This window comes from Patulibacter sp. SYSU D01012, assembly GCF_017916475.1.
GTDB lineage: Bacteria > Actinomycetota > Thermoleophilia > Solirubrobacterales > Solirubrobacteraceae > Patulibacter.
The window spans coordinates 1699759-1717300 of the sequence record NZ_JAFMTB010000001.1 but is presented as its reverse complement, the minus strand read 5'-3'; the positions used below and the strand labels follow the sequence as shown (position 1 = coordinate 1717300).

The following is a 17542-nucleotide window of genomic DNA, read 5'->3' as shown; positions in this document are numbered from 1 at the left end:
CGGGCGTAGGGTGCGAGCCATGCCGCTGCACCGCTCCGGTCCCGCCGCCGCCGGCCCGCCCCGGCGGCGCGACCTGGCCGTCAACCCGCTGCACACGACGCCCTCGGCGCGCCCCGTCCCGCGCGACGCGCTGCCGCCGGGCGGCATGGACCCGCGCGAGGCGGCGCGGATCGTGCGGGACGAGCTGCTGCTGGACGGCAACGCGCGGCTGAACCTGGCGACGTTCGTGACGACGTGGATGGAGCCGGAGGCCGAGGAGCTGATGGCGTCCGTGTTCGACAAGAACATGATCGACAAGGACGAGTACCCGCAGACGGCGGAGCTGGAGAAGCGCTGCGTCGCGATCCTCGGCCGGCTGTGGCACGCCGAGCCGGCGCCGCGGACCGACGACGCGGTCGACGCCCCGCCCGCCGCGGCCGGCGTCGATCCGACGGGCGACGACCCCGGCCCCACGCGGGCGGTCGGGTGCTCGACCACGGGGTCCAGCGAGGCGGCGATGCTGGCGGGCCTGGCGCTCAAGCGCCGGTGGGAGGCGCGCCGCCGCGCGGCCGGGCAGCCGACGGACCGGCCGAACATCGTGATGGGCGCCAACGTCCAGGTCTGCTGGGACAAGTTCGCGCGCTACTGGGACGTCGAGCCGCGGCTCGTGCCGATGGAGGGCGAGCGCTTCCACCTGGACGCCGAGACGGCCGTCGCCCGCTGCGACGAGCGGACCATCGGCGTCGTCGGCATCCTCGGATCCACCTTCGACGGGTCGTACGAGCCCATCGCGGAGATCGCCGCCGCCCTCGACGCGCTGCAGGAGCGGACCGGGATCGACGTGCCCCTGCACGTCGACGCGGCGTCCGGCGGCTTCGTCGCGCCGTTCCTGGACCCCGACCTGGTGTGGGACTTCCGCCTGCCCCGCGTGGCGTCGATCAACGCGTCGGGCCACAAGTACGGGCTCGTGTACCCGGGCGTCGGCTGGGCGCTGTGGCGGGACGCGTCGGCGCTGCCCGAGGAGCTCGTCTTCCGCGTGAGCTACCTGGGCGGCGAGATGCCGACGTTCGCCCTGAACTTCTCGCGGCCGGGCGCCCAGGTCGTCGCGCAGTACTACCAGTTCGTCCGCCTGGGCTTCGACGGCTACCGGCGGGTGCAGCAGGCCAGCCGCGACACCGCGATGCTGCTGGCGGACGGGTTCGAGGCGACGGGCGCGTTCCGGGCGCTGACGCGCGGCGACGAGCTGCCGGTCTTCGCCGTGACGCTCGCCGACGACGTCGACGCGTTCTCGGTCTACGACGTGTCGGCGACGCTCCGCGAGCGCGGGTGGCTGGTCCCGGCGTACCCGTTCGCGGAGGGCCGCGAGGACCTGCACGTCCTGCGGGTGGTGGTGCGCAACGGCTTCAGCGCCGACCTGGCGGACCTGCTGCTGCGCGACGTCGGGCGCGCGGTCGCCCGGCTCGGGCGGCAGCCGGCGCCGGTCCGCGGCGCCGAGCACGCCGACTTCTCCCACGGGGCCCACCGGACCGGCGCGGCGCCCGCGGCGGGCTGAGGGCCGACGATGGGGCTGCACAGCCGCGCGGAGCGCGCGGAGATCATGCGCGAGATCCGCGCCCGCCAGGTCGTGGGCGGCACCGCGTTCGTCCGCGCCCTCGTGCTGCCGGACGAGGTGCCCGACGCCGCCCTGGGCCACGCCGCCGCGGTGCCGGCCGTCGCGGCGTTCCGCGGGGACGGCCTGGCGCTGCACCCGCGGATCACGTTCCTGGTCGGCGAGAACGGGTCGGGCAAGTCGACGCTGGCCGAGGCGATCGCGGTGGCGTGCGGGCTGAACGCCGAGGGCGGCGGGCGCAACATGCGGCACGCGACGCGGCCGTCGCACGCGCCGCTCGGCGAGCAGCTGCGCGTCGTCCGCGGCCCGCGCCGGCCGGCGACCGACTTCTTCCTACGGGCCGAGAGCGTGTTCACGCTGGCGACGGACGTCGACCGGCTCGTCGCCGAGAACCCGGGCGTCGCCGACTCCATCCTCGCCTCGTACGGCGGCCAATCCCTGCACGAGGTGTCGCACGGCGAGTCGTTCCTGGCGATCGTGCGCCACCGCTTCGGACGCGACGGCTTCTACGTCCTCGACGAGCCCGAGGCGGCGCTCTCACCGCGCAACGTCGTCGCGCTCCTGCGGCGGCTCCACGCGCTCGCCGACGACGGCTGCCAGCTCGTCGTCGCCACGCACTCCCCCGTCCTGCTCGCCTGCCCCGGCGCGCGGATCCTGCTCTGCGACGGCGACGGGGTGCGCGAGGTCGGCTACGAGGAGGCGCCGGCCGTCGCGCTGACGCGGGACTTCCTGGCCGACCCGGCCGCGGCGGCCGCCGCGGCGCTGGCGGCGGACGACTGACCGCCGGCGGGCCCCGAGCCCGGCGGCGGCACGGCCCCGCGGCGGCGCCCCGGCCCCGCGTCTGGCCCGTCCGGGGCCGGGCGCCGGACGACGGCCCCAGGCGCGCGTACGGCGCTCGCGACGCGCCGGCGCGGGGCCGCAGCTAGCGTGGGACGGCGTGAGCGCCCCGGACGCGACGCGGACGCCCGGACCCGGCGGACCGCCGTCCGCCGGCCTGTCGGCGGCCGAGGCCGCCCGGCGGCTGGCCGCCCGGGGCCCGCACCCGCCCGCCACCACGAGCCGGTCGTACCGGTCGATCGTCGTGGCGAACACGCTGACGGTCTTCAACCTCGTCCTCGTGCTCTTCGGCGCGGCGACGCTGGCGTTCGGGGACGCGAAGGACGCCCTGTTCCTGGGCATCGTCGTGGCGAACACGGCCATCGGCGTCTTCCAGGAGGTCCGGGCGAAGCGCGCGCTCGACCGCCTGGCCGCGCTCGTGGCGCCGCGGGCCACCGTGGTCCGCGACGGACGGCCGGTCGACGTGCCGGTGGAGGACGTCGTCGTCGGCGACCTCGTCGTCGCGCGCGCGGGCGACGGGGTCGTGGCCGACGGCACGCTCGCGCGGGCCGACGGCCTGGCGCTCGACGAGGCGACCCTGACGGGCGAGTCCGAGCCGGTGGCCCGCGCGGCCGGCGAGCCGGTGCTGTCGGGGTCGTTCGCCGTCGAGGGCGAGGGCGCGTTCGTGGCCGAGGCCGTGGGGCCGGACTGCCGCGCGGCGCAGGTCGCCGCGACCGCCCGCGCGTTCCGGCACCCGCGCTCGCCGCTCGAGCGGGCGACGGATCGCCTGCTGCTCGTCCTCGTCGGCGTGATGGTCCCGCTCGGCGTGGCCCTCGGGGTCTCCCTCGCGGTGCGCGACGTGCCGCGCGCCCAGGCCGTCGAGACGCTCACCGCGGCGATCGTGAACATCGTCCCCGAGGGCCTGATCCTGCTCGTGTCGCTGACGGCGGCGGTGTCGGCGGCGAAGATGGCGCGCCGCGGCGTCCTCGCCCAGCAGCTCAACGCGGTCGAGTCGCTCGCCTCCGTCTCCGTCCTGTGCACCGACAAGACCGGCACCCTGACCGAGGCCGCGCTGCGGGTGCGGGCGGTCGTGCCGGCGGAGGGCACGGACGAGCCCGCGCTGCGCCGGGCCCTGGCCGCCTACGCCGCCGCGTCGCCGTCCCGCAACGCCACGCTCGAGGCCGTCCACGCCGCCCGGCTGGACGGCGACGCCGCCCCCGTGCCGTCCGCCGCGCACCAGGTGCCGTTCTCCTCGCGCCGCCGCTGGGGCGGGCTGGAGCTGGGCGGGCGGCGGCTGGTCCTGGGCGCGCCCGAGGCCGTCCTGGCCGGCCGCGCGGGCGGCGTGGCGGAGCGCGCCGCGGCCGAGGCCGCCGCCGGCCGCCGCGTGCTCGCCCTCGCCGCCGCCGACGGGCCGCTGCCCGCGCCGGCGCCGGACGCGCCGCTGCCGGAGGGCTTGCGTCCCCTCGGGATCGTCGTCCTCGCGGAGCGGCTGCGCGACGAGGCCGCAGAGACCGTCGGCTTCTTCGCCGCCGAGGGCGTGGCGCTGAAGGTGCTCTCCGGCGACGCGCCCGCCACCGTCGGCGCGATCGCCCGCGACGCCGGCGTGCCCGGCGACGCCGCGGCGCTCGACGGCCGCCGCCTGCCCGCCGCGGACGACGCGCTGCGCGCCGCCGTGCGGGCCGCCCCGGCGGTCGGCCGGGTCGCGCCCGAGGACAAGGCCCGCATCGTCGGCGCCCTCGACGACGACGGCGAGTACGTGGGGATGCTCGGGGACGGCGTCAACGACGTGCCCGCGCTCAAGCGCGCCCGGCTGGCGATCGCGCAGGGCAGCGGCACCGAGATGGCCCGCAGCGTCGCCGACCTGGTGCTCGTCTCGGGCGACTTCTCCGCCGTGCCGGGGATGGTCCACGAGGGCCGGCAGATCCTGCGCAACCTGCAGCGGGTCGCGCGGCTGTTCGTCACGAAGGCGATCTTCACCGCCGTGCTGCTCGTCGTCGTGGCGCTGCCCACCGGCGTCTTCCCGCTGCTCCCCCGCCAGTTCACGCTGACGTCGACGCTGACGATCGGGGTGCCCGCGTTCCTGCTCGCGCTCGCGCCGTCCAGCGGGCCGTGGCGCCCCGACGCGCTGCTGCGCGGGATCGCCCGCTTCTCGGTGCCCGCCGGCCTGGCGACCGGGCTGGGGATCGCGGCGGCGTACCTGGCGGCCCGCGAGCTCTACGGCGCCGACCTGGCCGAGGCCCGGACCGCCACCGCGGCGACCGTGGTGACCGCGGGGCTGCTGGTCGTGCTGGCGCTGGAGCAGGAGCCCGGCCCGCGGCGCCTGGCGGTCGGCGCGCTGTGCGGGCTGCTCGCCTGCGGGTTCGTCGTCGCCTGCGCGCTGCCGCCGACGCGCGCGTTCTTCGCGCTCGCGGCGCCGACGGGCGGGCTGGTGGCCGCGTGGGCCACCGGCGCCGCCGTCGCGGGCGTGCTGCTGGCCGGCGCGCTGCGGGTCGTCGCGGCGGCCGAGCGGCGCGGTCGAGGCCGCGCGGCCTAGCGCGAGACGGACGGGTCCTCGGGGTCGGGATCCGGCACCGGGTCGGGCGGCGTGGTCGGGTCCGGGTCGGGATCCGGGTGCGGGCCGTCGGGATCGGGCGTGGTGGCCGGACCACGGTCGGGGTCGTCCGGATCGGGCCCCGGGTGCTCGCCGGGCCCGGACGGGCGATTGGGCATCACCTCGGGCCGGTTCTCGTCCGGCGTCGGGACCTCGGGGTGCTCCTCGGGCTCGACGGTGGCGTCGAGCGTGGGCGTGGCGGTGGTCGTCGTCATGCGGCCTCCAGTCGTCGTTCGCCCGGACGGGTACCCGATCCGCCGGGCCGCACGCGCGCCGGTCAGCGGCCGCGTCGGCGGCCGCCGCGCGGCCCGCGCTCGCCGTCGCGGCGGGCGCGCTCGCGCTCGGCCATCCGCTCGAGCGCGGCCTCGCGGGCGGCGATCAGGCGGCGGGCGCGCTCGCGGTCCTCGGCCCGGCGGCGCTGCTCGTCCGCCCACGCGGGATCCTCGGGCCGGCCGACCCCGTAGGCCTCCAGCCGCGACGCCGGCGGCGCGGTCTCGAACTCGTCCTCGGGCTCCACGCCGGGCCACGGCACGTCGAGCGTCTCGCCGCCGCGCTGCCCGATCGTCGGCCAGTCGACCGCGGCGTCGTAGGGGCCGCCGGCGCCCGGCGGGGCGACGGACGGGACGGACGACGTGCCGGCGCCGCGCGGCGCGGCGGGCGGGCCGGCGGCGGGCGGCCGGCCGGCGCGGCGGCCGCGGGGCGGGTCGGCGGCGCGCGCGACCGGCGCCGTGACGGTCTGCTCGTCGTCGCCGGCCTCCGGCGCCGGAGCGGTCCCGGTGGCCGGGCGCCCGGCGGCCGTCGGCGTGGGCCGCGCCGCGAGGGCCGGTCCGCCGGCCGCGGCCGGCTCGAGCGCCGCCGGGACGAGCGACGTCAGCAGGCGCGCAAGCGCCGCGGCGAGCCACGAGACGAGCCGCAGCGGCAGCGCGACCACGGCGAGCCCGGACGCGACCGCGGCGCCCGCCCGTCGGGCGCCCGGCCGGGTGGCGACGCCGACGAGCGCCGGCACGCCGGGCACCCGGCCCGCCAGGCCGCGCAGCCGCGCGCCGAGCCGCACGAAGCGCCCGCCGGCCTGCTCCAGCTCCGCGAGCCCCAGCTCGCCGGCCAGCCCGACGTAGACGATCCCGCCCGCCACGACCGCGAGCCCCAGGTACAGGACCGTGACGACCGACGCCGCCGTCCCGGGGCCGAGGGCGTCCGTGCCGATCCGGCCGATGAGCGCCACGGCCGTGGCGGCCAGGACGGCGAGCGCCGACGCGACGAGCACCTGCAGGAGCGAGCGCGCGACGGGCGCCAGGCCCAGCGGCCCGCCCGTCTCCTTGCGCAGCAGCCGGATCTGCAGGGCGACGAGGACGACGTTGCCGACGAAGGTGCCCAGCACGATGCCGGCGATCCCGAGCGGCCGGTACATCGCCACGGACGCGACGACGTTGGCGACCAGGCTGCCGACGGCCAGGGCGGTGTTCGCCCACGGACGCTGCAGCGCGAAGAACGTGCGGCTGAGCAGGAGCGACACGCCGTTGAGCGCCAGGCTCAGGCCCAGCCACACGAGCGCGACCGTCGCGGCGTCCGTGTGGCGGTCGGTCCACTTCCCGTACTGGAAGAGCACCGTGATGATGTCGTGCGAGATCACCGGGCTGGCGAACAGCAGGCCCACCGGGACGAGCAGCACGAGGATCTGCGCCATCCCGCCGCGGACGAGGCCCCGCAGCTCGGCGCCGTCGCGGCGGGCCACCGCGCGGCTGAGCACCGGGAAGAGCACCGTCACGATCGCGACGGAGAAGACGCCCTGCGGCAGCATGTACAGGCGGAACGCCACGTCGATCGCGCGCGGCCCCTCCTCCGAGACGGACGACGCGAGCTTGCCGTCGACGGCGGCGCTGAAGTTGATCAGGCCCAGGCTGAGCGCCACGGGGACCATCAGGACGAAGACCTGCCGGACCCGGGGGTCCTTCAGGTCCACGTGCGGCACCAGCCGGATCCCGTACCGCCGCAGCACGGGGACCGCCATCAGCAGCTGGACCACCGTGCCGACCAGCACGCCGATCGCCTGCGCGTACACCTGGTGCGGGCCGTCGAACAGCGGCAGCAGCGCCAGGTTGACGGCGATGATCACGACGTTCCACACGAGCGGCGAGAGCGCCGGCACGGTGAAGTGGTCGTACGCGTTCAGGGCGCCGACGAGCAGGCCGTTGAGGCCGAGCAGGAGGACCGTCGGCAGCATGACCTGCGACAGGCCCGAGACCAGGCCGACGTCCGTGCCCAGCCGCTGCAGCTGGTCGCGGACGTCGTCCCCCACGAACAGCGGCATGTACAGGGGCGCGGCGAGCATCGCGACGGCGCAGAGCACCGACAGCGCGCCGAGGATCACCCAGAAGAGCGTCGAGAGCAGCAGCACCGCCTCGCGCCGCCGCTTCTGCTCGAGCAGCTCGGTGAAGACGGGGACGAACGCCGCCGACAGCGCCATGTCGGCGAACAGGCTGCGCAGCAGGTTGGGGACGAGGAAGGCCAGCGAGAACGCCGAGCCGACCGCGCCGCCGCCGTACAGCGCGCTGACGAACATCTCGCGCACGAGGCCCGCGATGCGCGAGAGCCCCGTGGCGATCGAGAAGATGATGGTGTTGCGCGCGCGGCCCGACGCCCCGTGCGTGGGACGGTCGTCGACCGGCGACACGCCCTCGGCCGCGCCGCCGCGCGCGTCGGGGTCGCCAGGCGCCGCGGCGCGGGTCCGGTCGGTCGAGGGGGTCACCGGTGCGGCATCCTACGCCGTGGGGCCGTCGCGACCCGGCGCGCCCACGGACCGCAGCGCACGCGGCGGCGCAGGGGCGCTACCATCCCTCGTCGGCTCATGGCAAACATTGCATCTCAGAAGAAGCGCATCCTCCGGTCCGAGCGCGAGCGCCTGGAGAACCGGCGCCACACGTCGGCCATCAAGACGCAGCTCCGTCACCTGCAGGCGGCCGTCGAGGCCGGCGACGCGGACGGCATCGCCGCCGCGCACACGAAGTTCACCTCGCTGGTCGACAAGGCCGTGAAGTCCGGCGCCCTGCACCGCAACACGGGCGCCCGCAAGAAGGCCCGCGCGGCGCGTCTCGTCGCCAAGGCCTCCTAGCCCCACCCCTCTTCCGGGCGAGCCCCGCTCGCCCCGCCCGAGCCTGAACGCGGCCCGCCATCGGCGGGCCGCTTCGTCGTTCCGGCGCCGCGGGCGGCCGCCGCTCGCCGCCGTCCGCCCCGCGCGGCCGTGCCCGTCCGGACGCCGCCCTCAGCGCCGCGCGGTCACGGCCCCGATCGTGCGGATCGCCTCCGTGTCGGGATCCAGCGTGGAGTCGCCGCGCGCCGCCAGCTCCAGGCGCGCGATCCGGTCGACCGCCGTGGCCAGCGCGCCGACGCCGGCGTCGCGCGCCTCGGCGATCCGGCGGTCCAGCTGCCACGGCGGCATCCGGACCGTCTTCGCGATCGACCCCCGGTCCTCCCCCGCGTCGAGCCGCCGCGCGATCTCGAGCGCCGTGCGCATCCGGGACTGCAGCAGCCCGGTCAGCCGCGGCAGCGACTCGCCCTGCGCCCGCAGCGTCAGGTACGCCTCGACCGCGCCGGTGCGGTCGCCGCCGACGATCGCGTCGACCAGCCCCCACACCTGCTGCTCGGCGCCGTCGGAGACCGCGCCCTCGACGTCGGCGGTCGACAGCCGCGCGCCCTCGCCGTGCTCGAGCGCCAGCTTCTCCAGCTCGCGCTCCAGGCGCACCCGGCGCTCGCCGACGTGCGAGACGAGCGCCTGCGCGGCCGCGCCGTCCAGCTCGATCCCCAGCTGCCCGGCGCGCTCCTTCGCCCACCGCGGCAGGTCGCGGGCCTTCAGCGCCTCCTCCTTGACGAGCGCGCCGCCGACCTTCTCGACGGCCGCGACGAGCGCGGCGGGGGCCTGCAGCCGCTTGTCCTCCATCGCGACGAACGCGACGGTCGTCGTGGCGGCGTCGATCGCGCGGACGACGCCGACGAGCTCGGGCGCCACCTCGGCGTCCTTCCAGCGCTCGACGCCCTCGACGATGACGAAGCGCCGGCCGATGCCGAGCGTCATCGCCGACAGCGTCGCGGCGACGGCGTCCGGCGTGGCGGCGTCGCCGTCGAGGTGCTCGATCCCCTCGGGCCCCACCTCGACCTCGGCCGTCGCCTTCATCCGCGAGCGGCGCTCGCCGACCCGGTCGTGGTCGTCGCCGTGGATCAGGTAGGCGGGGAGCCAGACGGGCACCCGGTCAGGCTACGGGATGCCCGTCGGCCGGGTCCGGGTGGCGGACGGTCGCCGAGCCCTCGATCGTCGTCGGCACGCCGCGGGCGATCAGGCGCTCGCCGCAGCTCCAGCAGTACTCGGCGGAGCGGCCGTGGGGCGAGCCGCAGAAGCGGCAGTGCCCCGCGATGCCCTCGTGGTCGGCGACGAGCCGCTCGACCTCGCTCAGCTGGGCGTCCAGGCGCTGCAGCTCGGCGGCGCGGCGGGAGAGGACGTCGACGCGGAAGTGGTCGCGGACGGCCATCTCGTAGACGAGCCCGCCCAGGTCCCAGGTGCGCTCGGCGACCTGCTCGGCCAGCCGGCGGCGCTCCTCCTCGAGGGCGGCCCGCTGCGGCGTCATCGTCGGGAGCGGCGCGGCCTCGGCGCGCCGGCGCCACGGGGCGCGGTCGGCGATCGCCACGACTACTCCCCCGTCGAGACGACGTCGGGCAAGGCCTGGGAGGCCTCGCGGGCCTCGTCCGGGTCCTTGCTGGTCAGCTTCTTGGCGACGCTGTCGTCCACCTTCTCGGCCTTCGGGACCTTCGCCGGGATCTTCGAGACCTCCTCGGCGTCCTTCTCGTCCTCGCTCGACAGGGGCGTGTCGGGGATCGTCGACTCGTCCGCCTTGGCGTCGTCCTTCCCGGCGTCGTCGTCGGCGTCGTCCTCGGTCGCGGCGGCGTCCTCGGTCGTGGTCGCGGCGGGCGCGGCCGCGGCGGGCGCGGCGGCGGCCGGCGCCGCGCCGACGACGACGGGCCGGTCGCCGTCCCCGTCGCCGCCGACGAGCAGTCCCACCCCGAAGGCGACGAGGACGCACGCCAGGGCGGCCAGGATCGTGGTGGTGTTCACGCCGCTGCTCTGCGGCGGGTACCAGAGCGCCGGCGGGACGGCCGGCACGGCCGGGCCGGGCGCGGGCACCGGGACCAGGGCGTCCTGGAACGGCAGCCGGGCCCCGTCGCGGCGGGCGCCGCAGGACAGGCAGTAGCGCTGGTCGGCGGCCATCGGGACGCCGCAGGCGGCGCAGCGGCCCGCCCGCGGGTCGTCGGCCGGCAGGAACGGACTCGTGCTCATCGGGTGCTCGCGGTGCTGGAGGGAGGAAGGGCGACGGCGGACAGGTCGCCGGACCGGCCGTCCCCGGCGAGGACGGCCTCGAAGGGGGCGCGGGCGCCGGGCTTCAGCTCGGCGATGCGGCTGGAGGCGGCCGCCACCGGCTTGCCGGCGCGGCGCGCGACGACGTAGACGGGGACGTCGTGGAGGGTGCGCCTGCCGAGGTTGCGGACGGCGCCGGCGAGGGCGATCCCGCCGTGGCCGTCGTCACCGGTGCGGGCGACGGAGATCACGCGCAGGCGCGGCCCCGGGGTGCGGGCGCGGGACGCGGCCCGGCCGACCCGCACGCGGGCGGTGCCGGCCGCCGGCAGCGCCGGCAGGTCGGCGTTGACCCACGCGACCGTCGCGCCGGGCGCCAGCTCGGGCACCCGCAGCAGCAGCGGGTCGTTGCCCTCCATCGCGTTCGTCAGCGGCTTCTGGCCCGGAGCGAGGGTGGTGACGCCGATCGGCACGCCGCGCAGCGTGCGCCGGCCGCGGTTCTGCACCTCGACGACGATCGCGCTGCGGTCCTTCCCGCGCACGAGCGTCTGGGAGCGGACCGTGACGCCGGCGTCCGGGCGGCCCAGGGCGATGGCGCCGGGCGCCTCCGCCTTCGCGGCCTTCGCGGCGATCGCGGCGCTCTTGTCCTGCGTCGTCTGGCAGCCGGAGGCCGCCAGGCCGGCGGCGAGGGTGCCGGCGAGCAGCGCGGTGCGGGTGACCGCGTGGCTCACCCGAACGCCCCCTGCACGTACTCGCGCGTGCGCGGGGCGCGGGGCCGCTCGAAGACCTCGACGGCGGGGCCGTACTCGACCAGGTCGCCCAGGTACATGAACGCGACGTGGTCGCCGACGCGGCGGGCCTGCGCCAGGTTGTGCGTGACGATCACGATCGCCAGGCCCTGGCGCAGCTCGTGGATCAGGTCCTCGATGACGCCGGTCGAGATCGGGTCGAGCGCCGAGCACGGCTCGTCCATCAGCAGCACGTCGGGCTCGACGGCCAGGGCGCGGGCGATGCACAGGCGCTGCTGCTGGCCGCCGGACAGGCGCAGGGCGGGCCGGCCCAGGTCGTCCTTGACCTCGTCCCACAGGCCCGCGCGGCGCAGCGCCTTCTCCACGCGCGGCATCAGCACGGCCTTGCCCGGCCGGCGCATCGCCTGCTCGCGGATCGCGTAGGCGACGTTGTCGAAGATCGACATCGGGAACGGGTTGGGCTGCTGGAAGACCATCGACACCCGGCGGCGCAGGCGGGTGATCTCGAGCCGGTCGACGTCCTCCCCGTCCAGCAGGATGCGCCCGTCGCGGCGGGCGCCGGGCGTCAGCTCGACCAGCCGGTTGAGCGACCGCAGCAGCGTCGTCTTGCCGCAGCCGGACGGGCCGATGAGCGCCAGCACCTCGCCCTGGCGCACGGGCAGGGTGACCGCGTTGACGGCGGGCTTCGGCGCGCCGCCGTACGTGATCGACACCTCGTCGATGCGCAGGCGCTCGGGCCCGAACGACGGCTGCACGGCCCGCGCGATCGGCTCGGGGATCACGGCGCGCGTCGCCGGATCGACGACGTTGGGCGTGCGCTCCGCCTCGATGCGGCGGACGGGCGGCGGGAAGGACTCCATGGTCACCTCGGGAGCTCGGAGCCCGCGCGGCGGCGGCCGATGGCCGACACGAGCAGGTTCAGGCCGATGATGAGCAGCATCAGCACGAAGGCGGCCGCGTAGGCCTTCTCCGGCGCGTTGCCCTCACCCGTCGGCGAGTTGTTGTAGACGTAGCTCGTCAGCGTCGACCCGGTGCCCTGGAGGGTGCCGATGCCCGGGATGTCCGAGCCGGCCTGCATCTGCAGGGTCGCGCCGAGGAGCAGGACGATGATCGCGGTGTCGCCGGCGATGCGGCCCATGCCGAGGGCCGTGCCGGTCGCGATGTCGGGGCGCACGGTGGGCAGCAGGACGCGGCGGATGGTCGCCCACCGCGTCTTCCCCAGGCCGTAGCTCGCCTCGCGCACGTGGCGGGGGACCGACAGGAGCGCCTCGCGGGTCGTCGCGAAGATCGACGGCAGCGCGATGAGCGACATGACGCTGCCCGCGGCGATGAACGAGCGTCCGAAGACGCCGCCGCCGTCGGCCGCGGAGAACGACGCCCACGACATGAGCGGCAACTGGAAGAACGCCAGGCCGAAGATCGCGATGGCGATGGACGGCGCGCCGGCGATGACCTCGATCGCGGACTCGACGACCCGCGCGAGCCAGCGCGGCTTGCCGTACTCGACGATCCACAGCGCGGCGCCGACCGCGAGGGGCAGCGCGAACAGCGTGCCGATGACGATGATCAGCAGCGTGCCGACGATCGGGTCGAGGATGCCCCCGCTGCCGGTCTGGTCGGGGCTGGCCTGCGGCCGCGACACGAGCAGCTCCCACGAGAGGTACTGCAGGCCGCGCCAGCCCATGTAGAGGACGAGGGCGGCGGCGACGAGCGCGAGCAGGATCCCGACGGTCCACGCGGCGGCCAGGCCGAGCAGGTCGAGCGGGCGCCACAGGCGCAGCTCGCCCAGGATCCGCTCGCGGCGGGTGCGGGGCGGGCGGGCGCCGCCGCCGGGCGCGCCCGTCGGCGCGGGGGGCGGCGGGGTGGTCGCCGGCCCGGGGACGGTGACGCTCATCGGGCCGACCCCAGGCGCAGCGAGCGCTTCACGATCGAGCCGCCGACCGAGAGCATCAGCGACGAGAGCAGCAGGACGAGCGCCATCGCGTAGATCGACGCGCGCAGCGCCGGCGCCTGGATGCCCTCGGCCTGCTCGGCGATCGTCGCCGCGAGCGGCCGCAGCGGCTCGAAGAGGAAGATCAGGCCGTCCCACGGCTGGGGCGCGAAGCCCTTCGAGCCGGAGACCATCGAGAGCATGATCGCCTCGCCCAGCGCGCGGGCGCTGGCGAGGACCGCCGCGGCCACGATCGCGGGACGGATCGCGCGGACGGAGACGGACATGACGGCCCGCCAGCGCGTGACGCCGAGCGCCAGGGCGCCCTCGCGCCAGCCGCGCGGCACCGCCCCGAGCGCGTCGACGATCAGCGCGACCATGATCGGGGTGATCATCAGCGTCAGGATCAGGACGGAGACCAGCAGGCCCGGGCCGCTGAGCTGGATGACCTGGGCGACGGACTCGCGCTGCCCCTCCGAGATCAGGTGGTCGTTGACGAACGGGACGAGGACGAGGATGCCGACGAGGCCGTAGATGACGGACGGGACGGCGGCCAGCAGGCGGATCATCGGCACCACGACGGCGCGCACCTTCGGCGGCGCCAGCTCGACGATGAAGATCGCCGTGAGCACCGCGGTGACCACCCCGATCGCGACCGCGAGGACGGTGGTGAGCGCGGTCGCGTAGACCAGCGGCCAGGCGCGCAGCCGGTAGGCGTCCGCGGGGGCGTCGCTGCCGGCGTTGACCATCGCCCCCATCTCGGCGTCGACGTCGCCCCCCGACCCGAACCACGCGAGGCCGTTGTGCCGGAACGACGGCCACGCCTCGACGGCGATGAACGCCACCATCGCGACGATGACGAGGACGACCGCGACGGCGGACGCGCCGAGCAGGCGCTCGGCGCGTCGGTCCGTCAGCGGCCGGCGGAGGCTCCGGAGCACGCGGGGTCCTGGGTCGGGCGCGGACGGGGCGTCGCGCTAGCTCTGCGGGACGGCGTTCTGCTTGATCAGGATCTTCCGCGCGGCGTCGGACGTGCGGACCCAGTTGATGAAGCGCGCGGTCTCGCCCTTGGCGGCGCCCTTCGTGACCATCCAGAACGAGCGGGTGCCCTTGTACGCCTTCGACTTCGCGTTGGCGACGGTGCAGGCGACGCCCTGGTAGTTGACGGCGTGGACGCCGGCGAGGAACTCGATCGACACGAAGCCGATGGCGCCCGGGTCGCGCTTGACGGCGGCCTGGATCAGGCCGTTGGAGGCCTGCCGCGCGGCGGTCGACGAGAGCGAGGCGCCGCCCATGAAGAGGTTCTCGAAGGCGTCGAGCGTACCCGAGGCCTCGTTGCGGGCCTGCAGGTTGATCGTGCCCGTCTGCTTGGCGCCGGGCACGTCGGACCAGGAGCGGATCTTGCCCGAGAAGATGTCGGCCACCTGCTTCTGCGTCAGGCCGTTGGCGATCGGGTTCGCCGGGTTCGTGATCAGGCAGACCGCGTCGTAGGCGATGCGGTAGAAGCTCAGGCCCTTCGGGTCGACGTTCGGGCGCGGGTCGCGCGAGGAGTTGCCGATGGTGACGCGGCCCTTCGAGACGTCCGTGATGCCCTTGTCCGAGCCGCCCTGGGCGACGCGGAAGGAGACGTTCTTGTTGATGGCCGAGTACTTCTTCTGCAGCGCGTTGGCGAGCGGGTAGATCGACGTCGAGCCGCTCATCGTGATCGTCTGCTTGGCGGCGGACGCCGGCGCGGCGGCGACGGCCGGCACCGCGATCGCGGCGACGAGGCTGGTGGTCGCGACGGCGCGCGAGAGCGTGGCGGGAAGGCGCATGGCGGGGGCTCCTGGAAGCGGTTGATGAGGCACGTCGTCCGCGAGCGGGCGACGGTGCGGACCCCCCAGGGGTCCGCGTCGGGCGACCATGATGCGCGCCGCCGGCCGCCCACCTGTGAACATCCGGTGGCATCGACGTAAACGGCGCCATTGCGCGCGTGGAGCTGTCGAAAACCCGCGTGCGCGCTGCTGTCGGCTCAACGGATGACGTACACGACGTTGACGCGTCGTTCACCCCCGCCGTCCGTGGGCGTGGGACGGTCCGCGCGATGCCGCACGACCTGCCCGGGGACGCCCCCGCCGACGAGCCCGTCGGGCCCTGCCGCGCCTGCTCCGCCCCGACCGTTGCCGGCCAGCGCTACTGCCTGGCCTGCGGGGCGCTCGTCGGCGAGCGGCGGATGGAGCCGCTGCAGGTGCTCGCCGCGCGCGCGCCGCGAGCCGACCCCGCGCCCGCCGCCGGCCGGCCGCGCGCCGTGCCGCTCGTCGCCGCGGCGTCCGCGGTCCTCCTCGCGGGCGTCAGCGGCGCGCTCGTCACCGCCGGCGGCGACCCGCACGCGTCCGCGTCGCTGCGCGCCGCCGCCGTCGCCCCGGCCGCGGCCACCGCGCCGGTGGTGCCGGCCGCGCCCCGGGCGCCCGACGCCCCGGCCGACGACGACCCCGTGCCCGCCGCGGCAGCCGCTGCGGGGACCGAGCCCGCCGCCGCGGAGGACGCGCCGGCCGACGACGGGTCCGCCGCCGCCGAGCCGGCGGCCGATGCGGCCGCCGACGACGCGGGGCCCGACGCCGACGACGCCGCGGCCGGCGACGACGGCGCGTCCGGGGAGGACGGCGCGACCGGCGAAGACGAGCCGATCGCGCCGCACGTGTGGGTGCTCGCGCTCGACGGCCCGCGCGCGGCGGAGGCGATCGACCGCGTCGCGGACCGCGGCGTGCGGCTGACCGGCCTGGCCGGCCTGTCGTTCGCGACGTTGCCGAACGCGTCGGCGCTCGTCACGGGCCTGCGCCCGACCACCCCGCCGCTCGACCCCGCGCCCGCGTCCCTCCCCGAGGAGCTGCAGGCCTCCGGGGGCGACTGGCGCTCGTACGTGGACGCGCAGCCGGGGGCGGGCGCCGGCCCGCTCGCGGGGGCGTGTGCCGCCCCGCCGGCCGGCGACGCCGCCGCCGCGGTCCTGGCGGGCCGCCTGCCGTTCGGCCGCATCGCCGCCCTGCAGCCCGGCTGCGCGGGCGCGACGAAGGCGCTGGAGGAGATGGGCAACGACCTCTCCGCCGGCACGATCCCCGCCCTGTCCGTCGCGACCCTGGGCGGCTGCGCCCCGCCCGAGCGCCCCGTCGTCGCGCTCCCGGACCAGGTCGACGACGCCGTCGCCCAGATCACCGAGAGCACCGAGTTCCAGGCGAGCGGGCTGCTCGTCGTGACGACCGTGGGGGCGGCCGACCCCTGCCCGGCCCCCGGCGCCCCGCCCGCTCCCCCGCTGGATCCCGCCACGCCGCCGCCCGCGGCGCCGACCGTGGTGCTGGCGCCCGGCGCCGAGGCGGGCGCGACGCTGGACACGGCCGGCGACCTGCTCGCGCTCACGCGCCTGACGGCGGCGACGCTCGGCGTCGCGCCGCCCGGGGTCGCGGGGGCCGAGGACGTGCCCGCGCTGCGGGTGCCGGGCGTGCCGGCGCCCGCGACGCCGGCGGGCGACTGAGGGGGGGGGCCGGCTGGGCCGGCGGGGTCGGCGTTGCCGGCGGGGCCGGGAGGGCCGGCGGCCGCGCGCGGGCGGCCAAACGCACCTGGACGTCCGTCTGAGAACGACCCGCGGACGGCCGTGGCCGGACGGTGGAGCGGGGGCGATCCGTCCAGTCGTCACGAAACGGACTGTCGTCCATCCTGCAGGTGCGGTTGCATGGCTTGCGCGCCGTTCCCCCCGGCCCTACGACCATGTACGCGCACCGCAGCCCGCTCCCCCGTCGCCCGTCCGGCGACGAGCACCTCGCCGACCACGACGCCACGGTCCTCGACGCCCTGCTGTGGGCCGGAGAGCACCGCACCGCCGCCCAGCTCCTCAGCTACTGGGACCCGGGGACCGGCCCCAGCGAGGCGGCGCTGACCGCCCGGCTCCGCCGCCTCGAGCGGGTGGGCCACGTGCGCGCCCACGCCCGCGGCAGCATCGCCCTGTGGTCCATCACCGACCTGGGCCGCCGCGCCCGCGTCGCCCACGCCCGCCGCACCAGCGGCGGACGCATCGCCCTGCCGGACCCGACCGAGCGCCCGCCGGCGGATCGGCCGTTCGTCCTCCTCGACGTCTCCCCCGACGCGGACCAGCGCGTGGCGTTCATGCCGCGCGGGGCGGCTGAGCGGGTCGCGCGCGCCCGCGGCTGAGGACGGGGCCGCGGCGGTCGGTCGCGGGGCCGTCGGCGGCGCGGGGCGTCGGCGGCGCAGGCCCGTCGGCGGCGCAGGGCGTCGGCGGCGCAGGCCCGTCGGCGCGCGGGGCCTTCGGCGGCGCAGGGCGTCGGCGGCGGACCAGACGCGGCGGGGCCGTTCGGCACGCCGTCCGCGTCGGGCCGCGCGCCCCGTCCCGCTCACGCCCCACGCGGCGTCGAGGGGGAAGGAACGCGCGGATAGCGCGCGTTCCGTCCCCCTCGATCGTCGGACGGGTCGAGCGGGAGCGGATGCGCGGGGCCCGCTCCGGCCCCCGCGCGCGGCTCGGCGCCGGCGTTCCCCCGTCCCCGCG

The 17542-nt window shown here is 77.1% G+C and carries 16 protein-coding genes; 6 read left to right on the top strand and 10 right to left on the bottom strand.

From position 1 onward, the window contains the following. Positions 1-19: 19 nt before the first annotated feature. The 3 genes from J3P29_RS07850 to J3P29_RS07840 all read left to right on the top strand — a co-directional run bounded on the left by J3P29_RS07850 (position 20) and on the right by J3P29_RS07840 (position 4937). A complete protein-coding gene (locus tag J3P29_RS07850) occupies positions 20-1531 on the top strand; it encodes a glutamate decarboxylase (protein WP_210492519.1) in 1512 nt (503 codons plus the stop codon). A 9-nt stretch (positions 1532-1540) separates the two neighbouring features. Next, positions 1541-2368 carry an AAA family ATPase gene (locus tag J3P29_RS07845; protein ID WP_210492518.1) on the top strand — a complete coding sequence of 276 codons (828 nt, stop codon included), beginning with the start codon at positions 1541-1543 and terminating at the stop codon, positions 2366-2368. Positions 2369-2525: 157 nt separating this feature from the next. Then, positions 2526-4937, top strand: coding sequence for an HAD-IC family P-type ATPase (locus J3P29_RS07840; protein ID WP_210492517.1), 2412 nt, complete (start codon positions 2526-2528; stop codon positions 4935-4937). Here J3P29_RS07840 and J3P29_RS07835 read toward each other — a convergent pair. Next, on the bottom strand, positions 4934-5209 hold the full coding sequence (locus J3P29_RS07835) for a hypothetical protein (protein ID WP_210492515.1): 276 nt from the start codon (positions 5207-5209) through the stop codon (positions 4934-4936). The two genes, J3P29_RS07840 and J3P29_RS07835, sit on opposite strands and share 4 nt — an antisense overlap. 62 nt (positions 5210-5271) lie before the next feature. Continuing rightward, entirely contained in the window at positions 5272-7740 is a 2469-nt protein-coding gene (gene murJ / locus J3P29_RS07830) for a murein biosynthesis integral membrane protein MurJ (RefSeq protein WP_210492514.1), read from the bottom strand. 99 nt (positions 7741-7839) lie between these two features. On the opposite strand from murJ, the gene rpsT reads away from it, so the two are divergent. Next, positions 7840-8103 (top strand): 30S ribosomal protein S20, encoded by a 264-nt coding sequence (rpsT, locus tag J3P29_RS07825; RefSeq protein WP_210492513.1) that lies wholly within the window; start codon positions 7840-7842, stop codon positions 8101-8103. Positions 8104-8253: 150 nt separating this feature from the next. Here the strand turns inward: rpsT and holA are convergent, their stop codons facing one another. The 8 genes from holA to J3P29_RS07785 form a co-directional block, all read right to left on the bottom strand. After that, positions 8254-9234 carry a DNA polymerase III subunit delta gene (holA, locus tag J3P29_RS07820; RefSeq protein WP_210492512.1) on the bottom strand — a complete coding sequence of 327 codons (981 nt, stop codon included), beginning with the start codon at positions 9232-9234 and terminating at the stop codon, positions 8254-8256. Between the two features lie 4 nt (positions 9235-9238). Next, positions 9239-9670 (bottom strand): hypothetical protein, encoded by a 432-nt coding sequence (locus J3P29_RS07815; protein ID WP_210492511.1) that lies wholly within the window; start codon positions 9668-9670, stop codon positions 9239-9241. A 2-nt stretch (positions 9671-9672) separates the two neighbouring features. Further along, on the bottom strand, positions 9673-10317 hold the full coding sequence (locus J3P29_RS07810; protein ID WP_210492510.1) for a hypothetical protein: 645 nt from the start codon (positions 10315-10317) through the stop codon (positions 9673-9675). Next, on the bottom strand, positions 10314-11063 hold the full coding sequence (locus tag J3P29_RS07805; RefSeq protein WP_210492508.1) for a hypothetical protein: 750 nt from the start codon (positions 11061-11063) through the stop codon (positions 10314-10316). The genes J3P29_RS07810 and J3P29_RS07805 overlap by 4 nt, the downstream gene beginning before the upstream one ends. Next, positions 11060-11809: a phosphate ABC transporter ATP-binding protein gene (locus J3P29_RS07800; RefSeq protein ID WP_349239808.1), complete on the bottom strand. Its 750-nt coding sequence runs from the start codon at positions 11807-11809 to the stop codon at positions 11060-11062. Before J3P29_RS07800 ends, J3P29_RS07805 begins: the two co-directional genes overlap by 4 nt. A gap of 134 nt (positions 11810-11943) precedes the next feature. Continuing rightward, positions 11944-12975, bottom strand: coding sequence for an ABC transporter permease subunit (locus tag J3P29_RS07795; protein WP_210492506.1), 1032 nt, complete (start codon positions 12973-12975; stop codon positions 11944-11946). Continuing rightward, positions 12972-13952, bottom strand: a complete 981-nt coding sequence (pstC, locus tag J3P29_RS07790) for a phosphate ABC transporter permease subunit PstC (protein WP_210492505.1) — start codon at positions 13950-13952, stop codon at positions 12972-12974. Before pstC ends, J3P29_RS07795 begins: the two co-directional genes overlap by 4 nt. 36 nt (positions 13953-13988) lie before the next feature. Next, positions 13989-14825 carry a phosphate ABC transporter substrate-binding protein gene (locus J3P29_RS07785; RefSeq protein ID WP_210492504.1) on the bottom strand — a complete coding sequence of 279 codons (837 nt, stop codon included), beginning with the start codon at positions 14823-14825 and terminating at the stop codon, positions 13989-13991. Positions 14826-15094: 269 nt separating this feature from the next. On the opposite strand from J3P29_RS07785, the gene J3P29_RS07780 reads away from it, so the two are divergent. Together J3P29_RS07780 and J3P29_RS07775 are read left to right on the top strand one after the other, a co-directional pair. Beyond that, positions 15095-16516, top strand: coding sequence for a hypothetical protein (locus J3P29_RS07780; RefSeq protein ID WP_210492503.1), 1422 nt, complete (start codon positions 15095-15097; stop codon positions 16514-16516). A gap of 233 nt (positions 16517-16749) precedes the next feature. Beyond that, entirely contained in the window at positions 16750-17190 is a 441-nt protein-coding gene (locus tag J3P29_RS07775; RefSeq protein WP_210492502.1) for a hypothetical protein, read from the top strand. The last annotated feature ends 352 nt before the right edge of the window (positions 17191-17542 follow it).

What these genes read in the sequence shown, in the direction of transcription:
- J3P29_RS07850 (WP_210492519.1), top strand. Translation starts at nt 20, where the DNA reads ATGCCGCTGCACCGCTCCGGTCCCGCCGCCGCCGGCCCGCCCCGGCGG.
- J3P29_RS07845 (WP_210492518.1), top strand. Translation starts at nt 1,541, where the DNA reads ATGGGGCTGCACAGCCGCGCGGAGCGCGCGGAGATCATGCGCGAGATC.
- J3P29_RS07835 (WP_210492515.1), bottom strand. Translation starts at nt 5,209, where the DNA reads ATGACGACGACCACCGCCACGCCCACGCTCGACGCCACCGTCGAGCCC.
- rpsT (WP_210492513.1), top strand. Translation starts at nt 7,840, where the DNA reads ATGGCAAACATTGCATCTCAGAAGAAGCGCATCCTCCGGTCCGAGCGC.
- J3P29_RS07810 (WP_210492510.1), bottom strand. Translation starts at nt 10,317, where the DNA reads ATGAGCACGAGTCCGTTCCTGCCGGCCGACGACCCGCGGGCGGGCCGC.
- J3P29_RS07795 (WP_210492506.1), bottom strand. Translation starts at nt 12,975, where the DNA reads ATGAGCGTCACCGTCCCCGGGCCGGCGACCACCCCGCCGCCCCCCGCG.
- J3P29_RS07785 (WP_210492504.1), bottom strand. Translation starts at nt 14,825, where the DNA reads ATGCGCCTTCCCGCCACGCTCTCGCGCGCCGTCGCGACCACCAGCCTC.
- J3P29_RS07780 (WP_210492503.1), top strand. Translation starts at nt 15,095, where the DNA reads ATGCCGCACGACCTGCCCGGGGACGCCCCCGCCGACGAGCCCGTCGGG.
- J3P29_RS07775 (WP_210492502.1), top strand. Translation starts at nt 16,750, where the DNA reads ATGTACGCGCACCGCAGCCCGCTCCCCCGTCGCCCGTCCGGCGACGAG.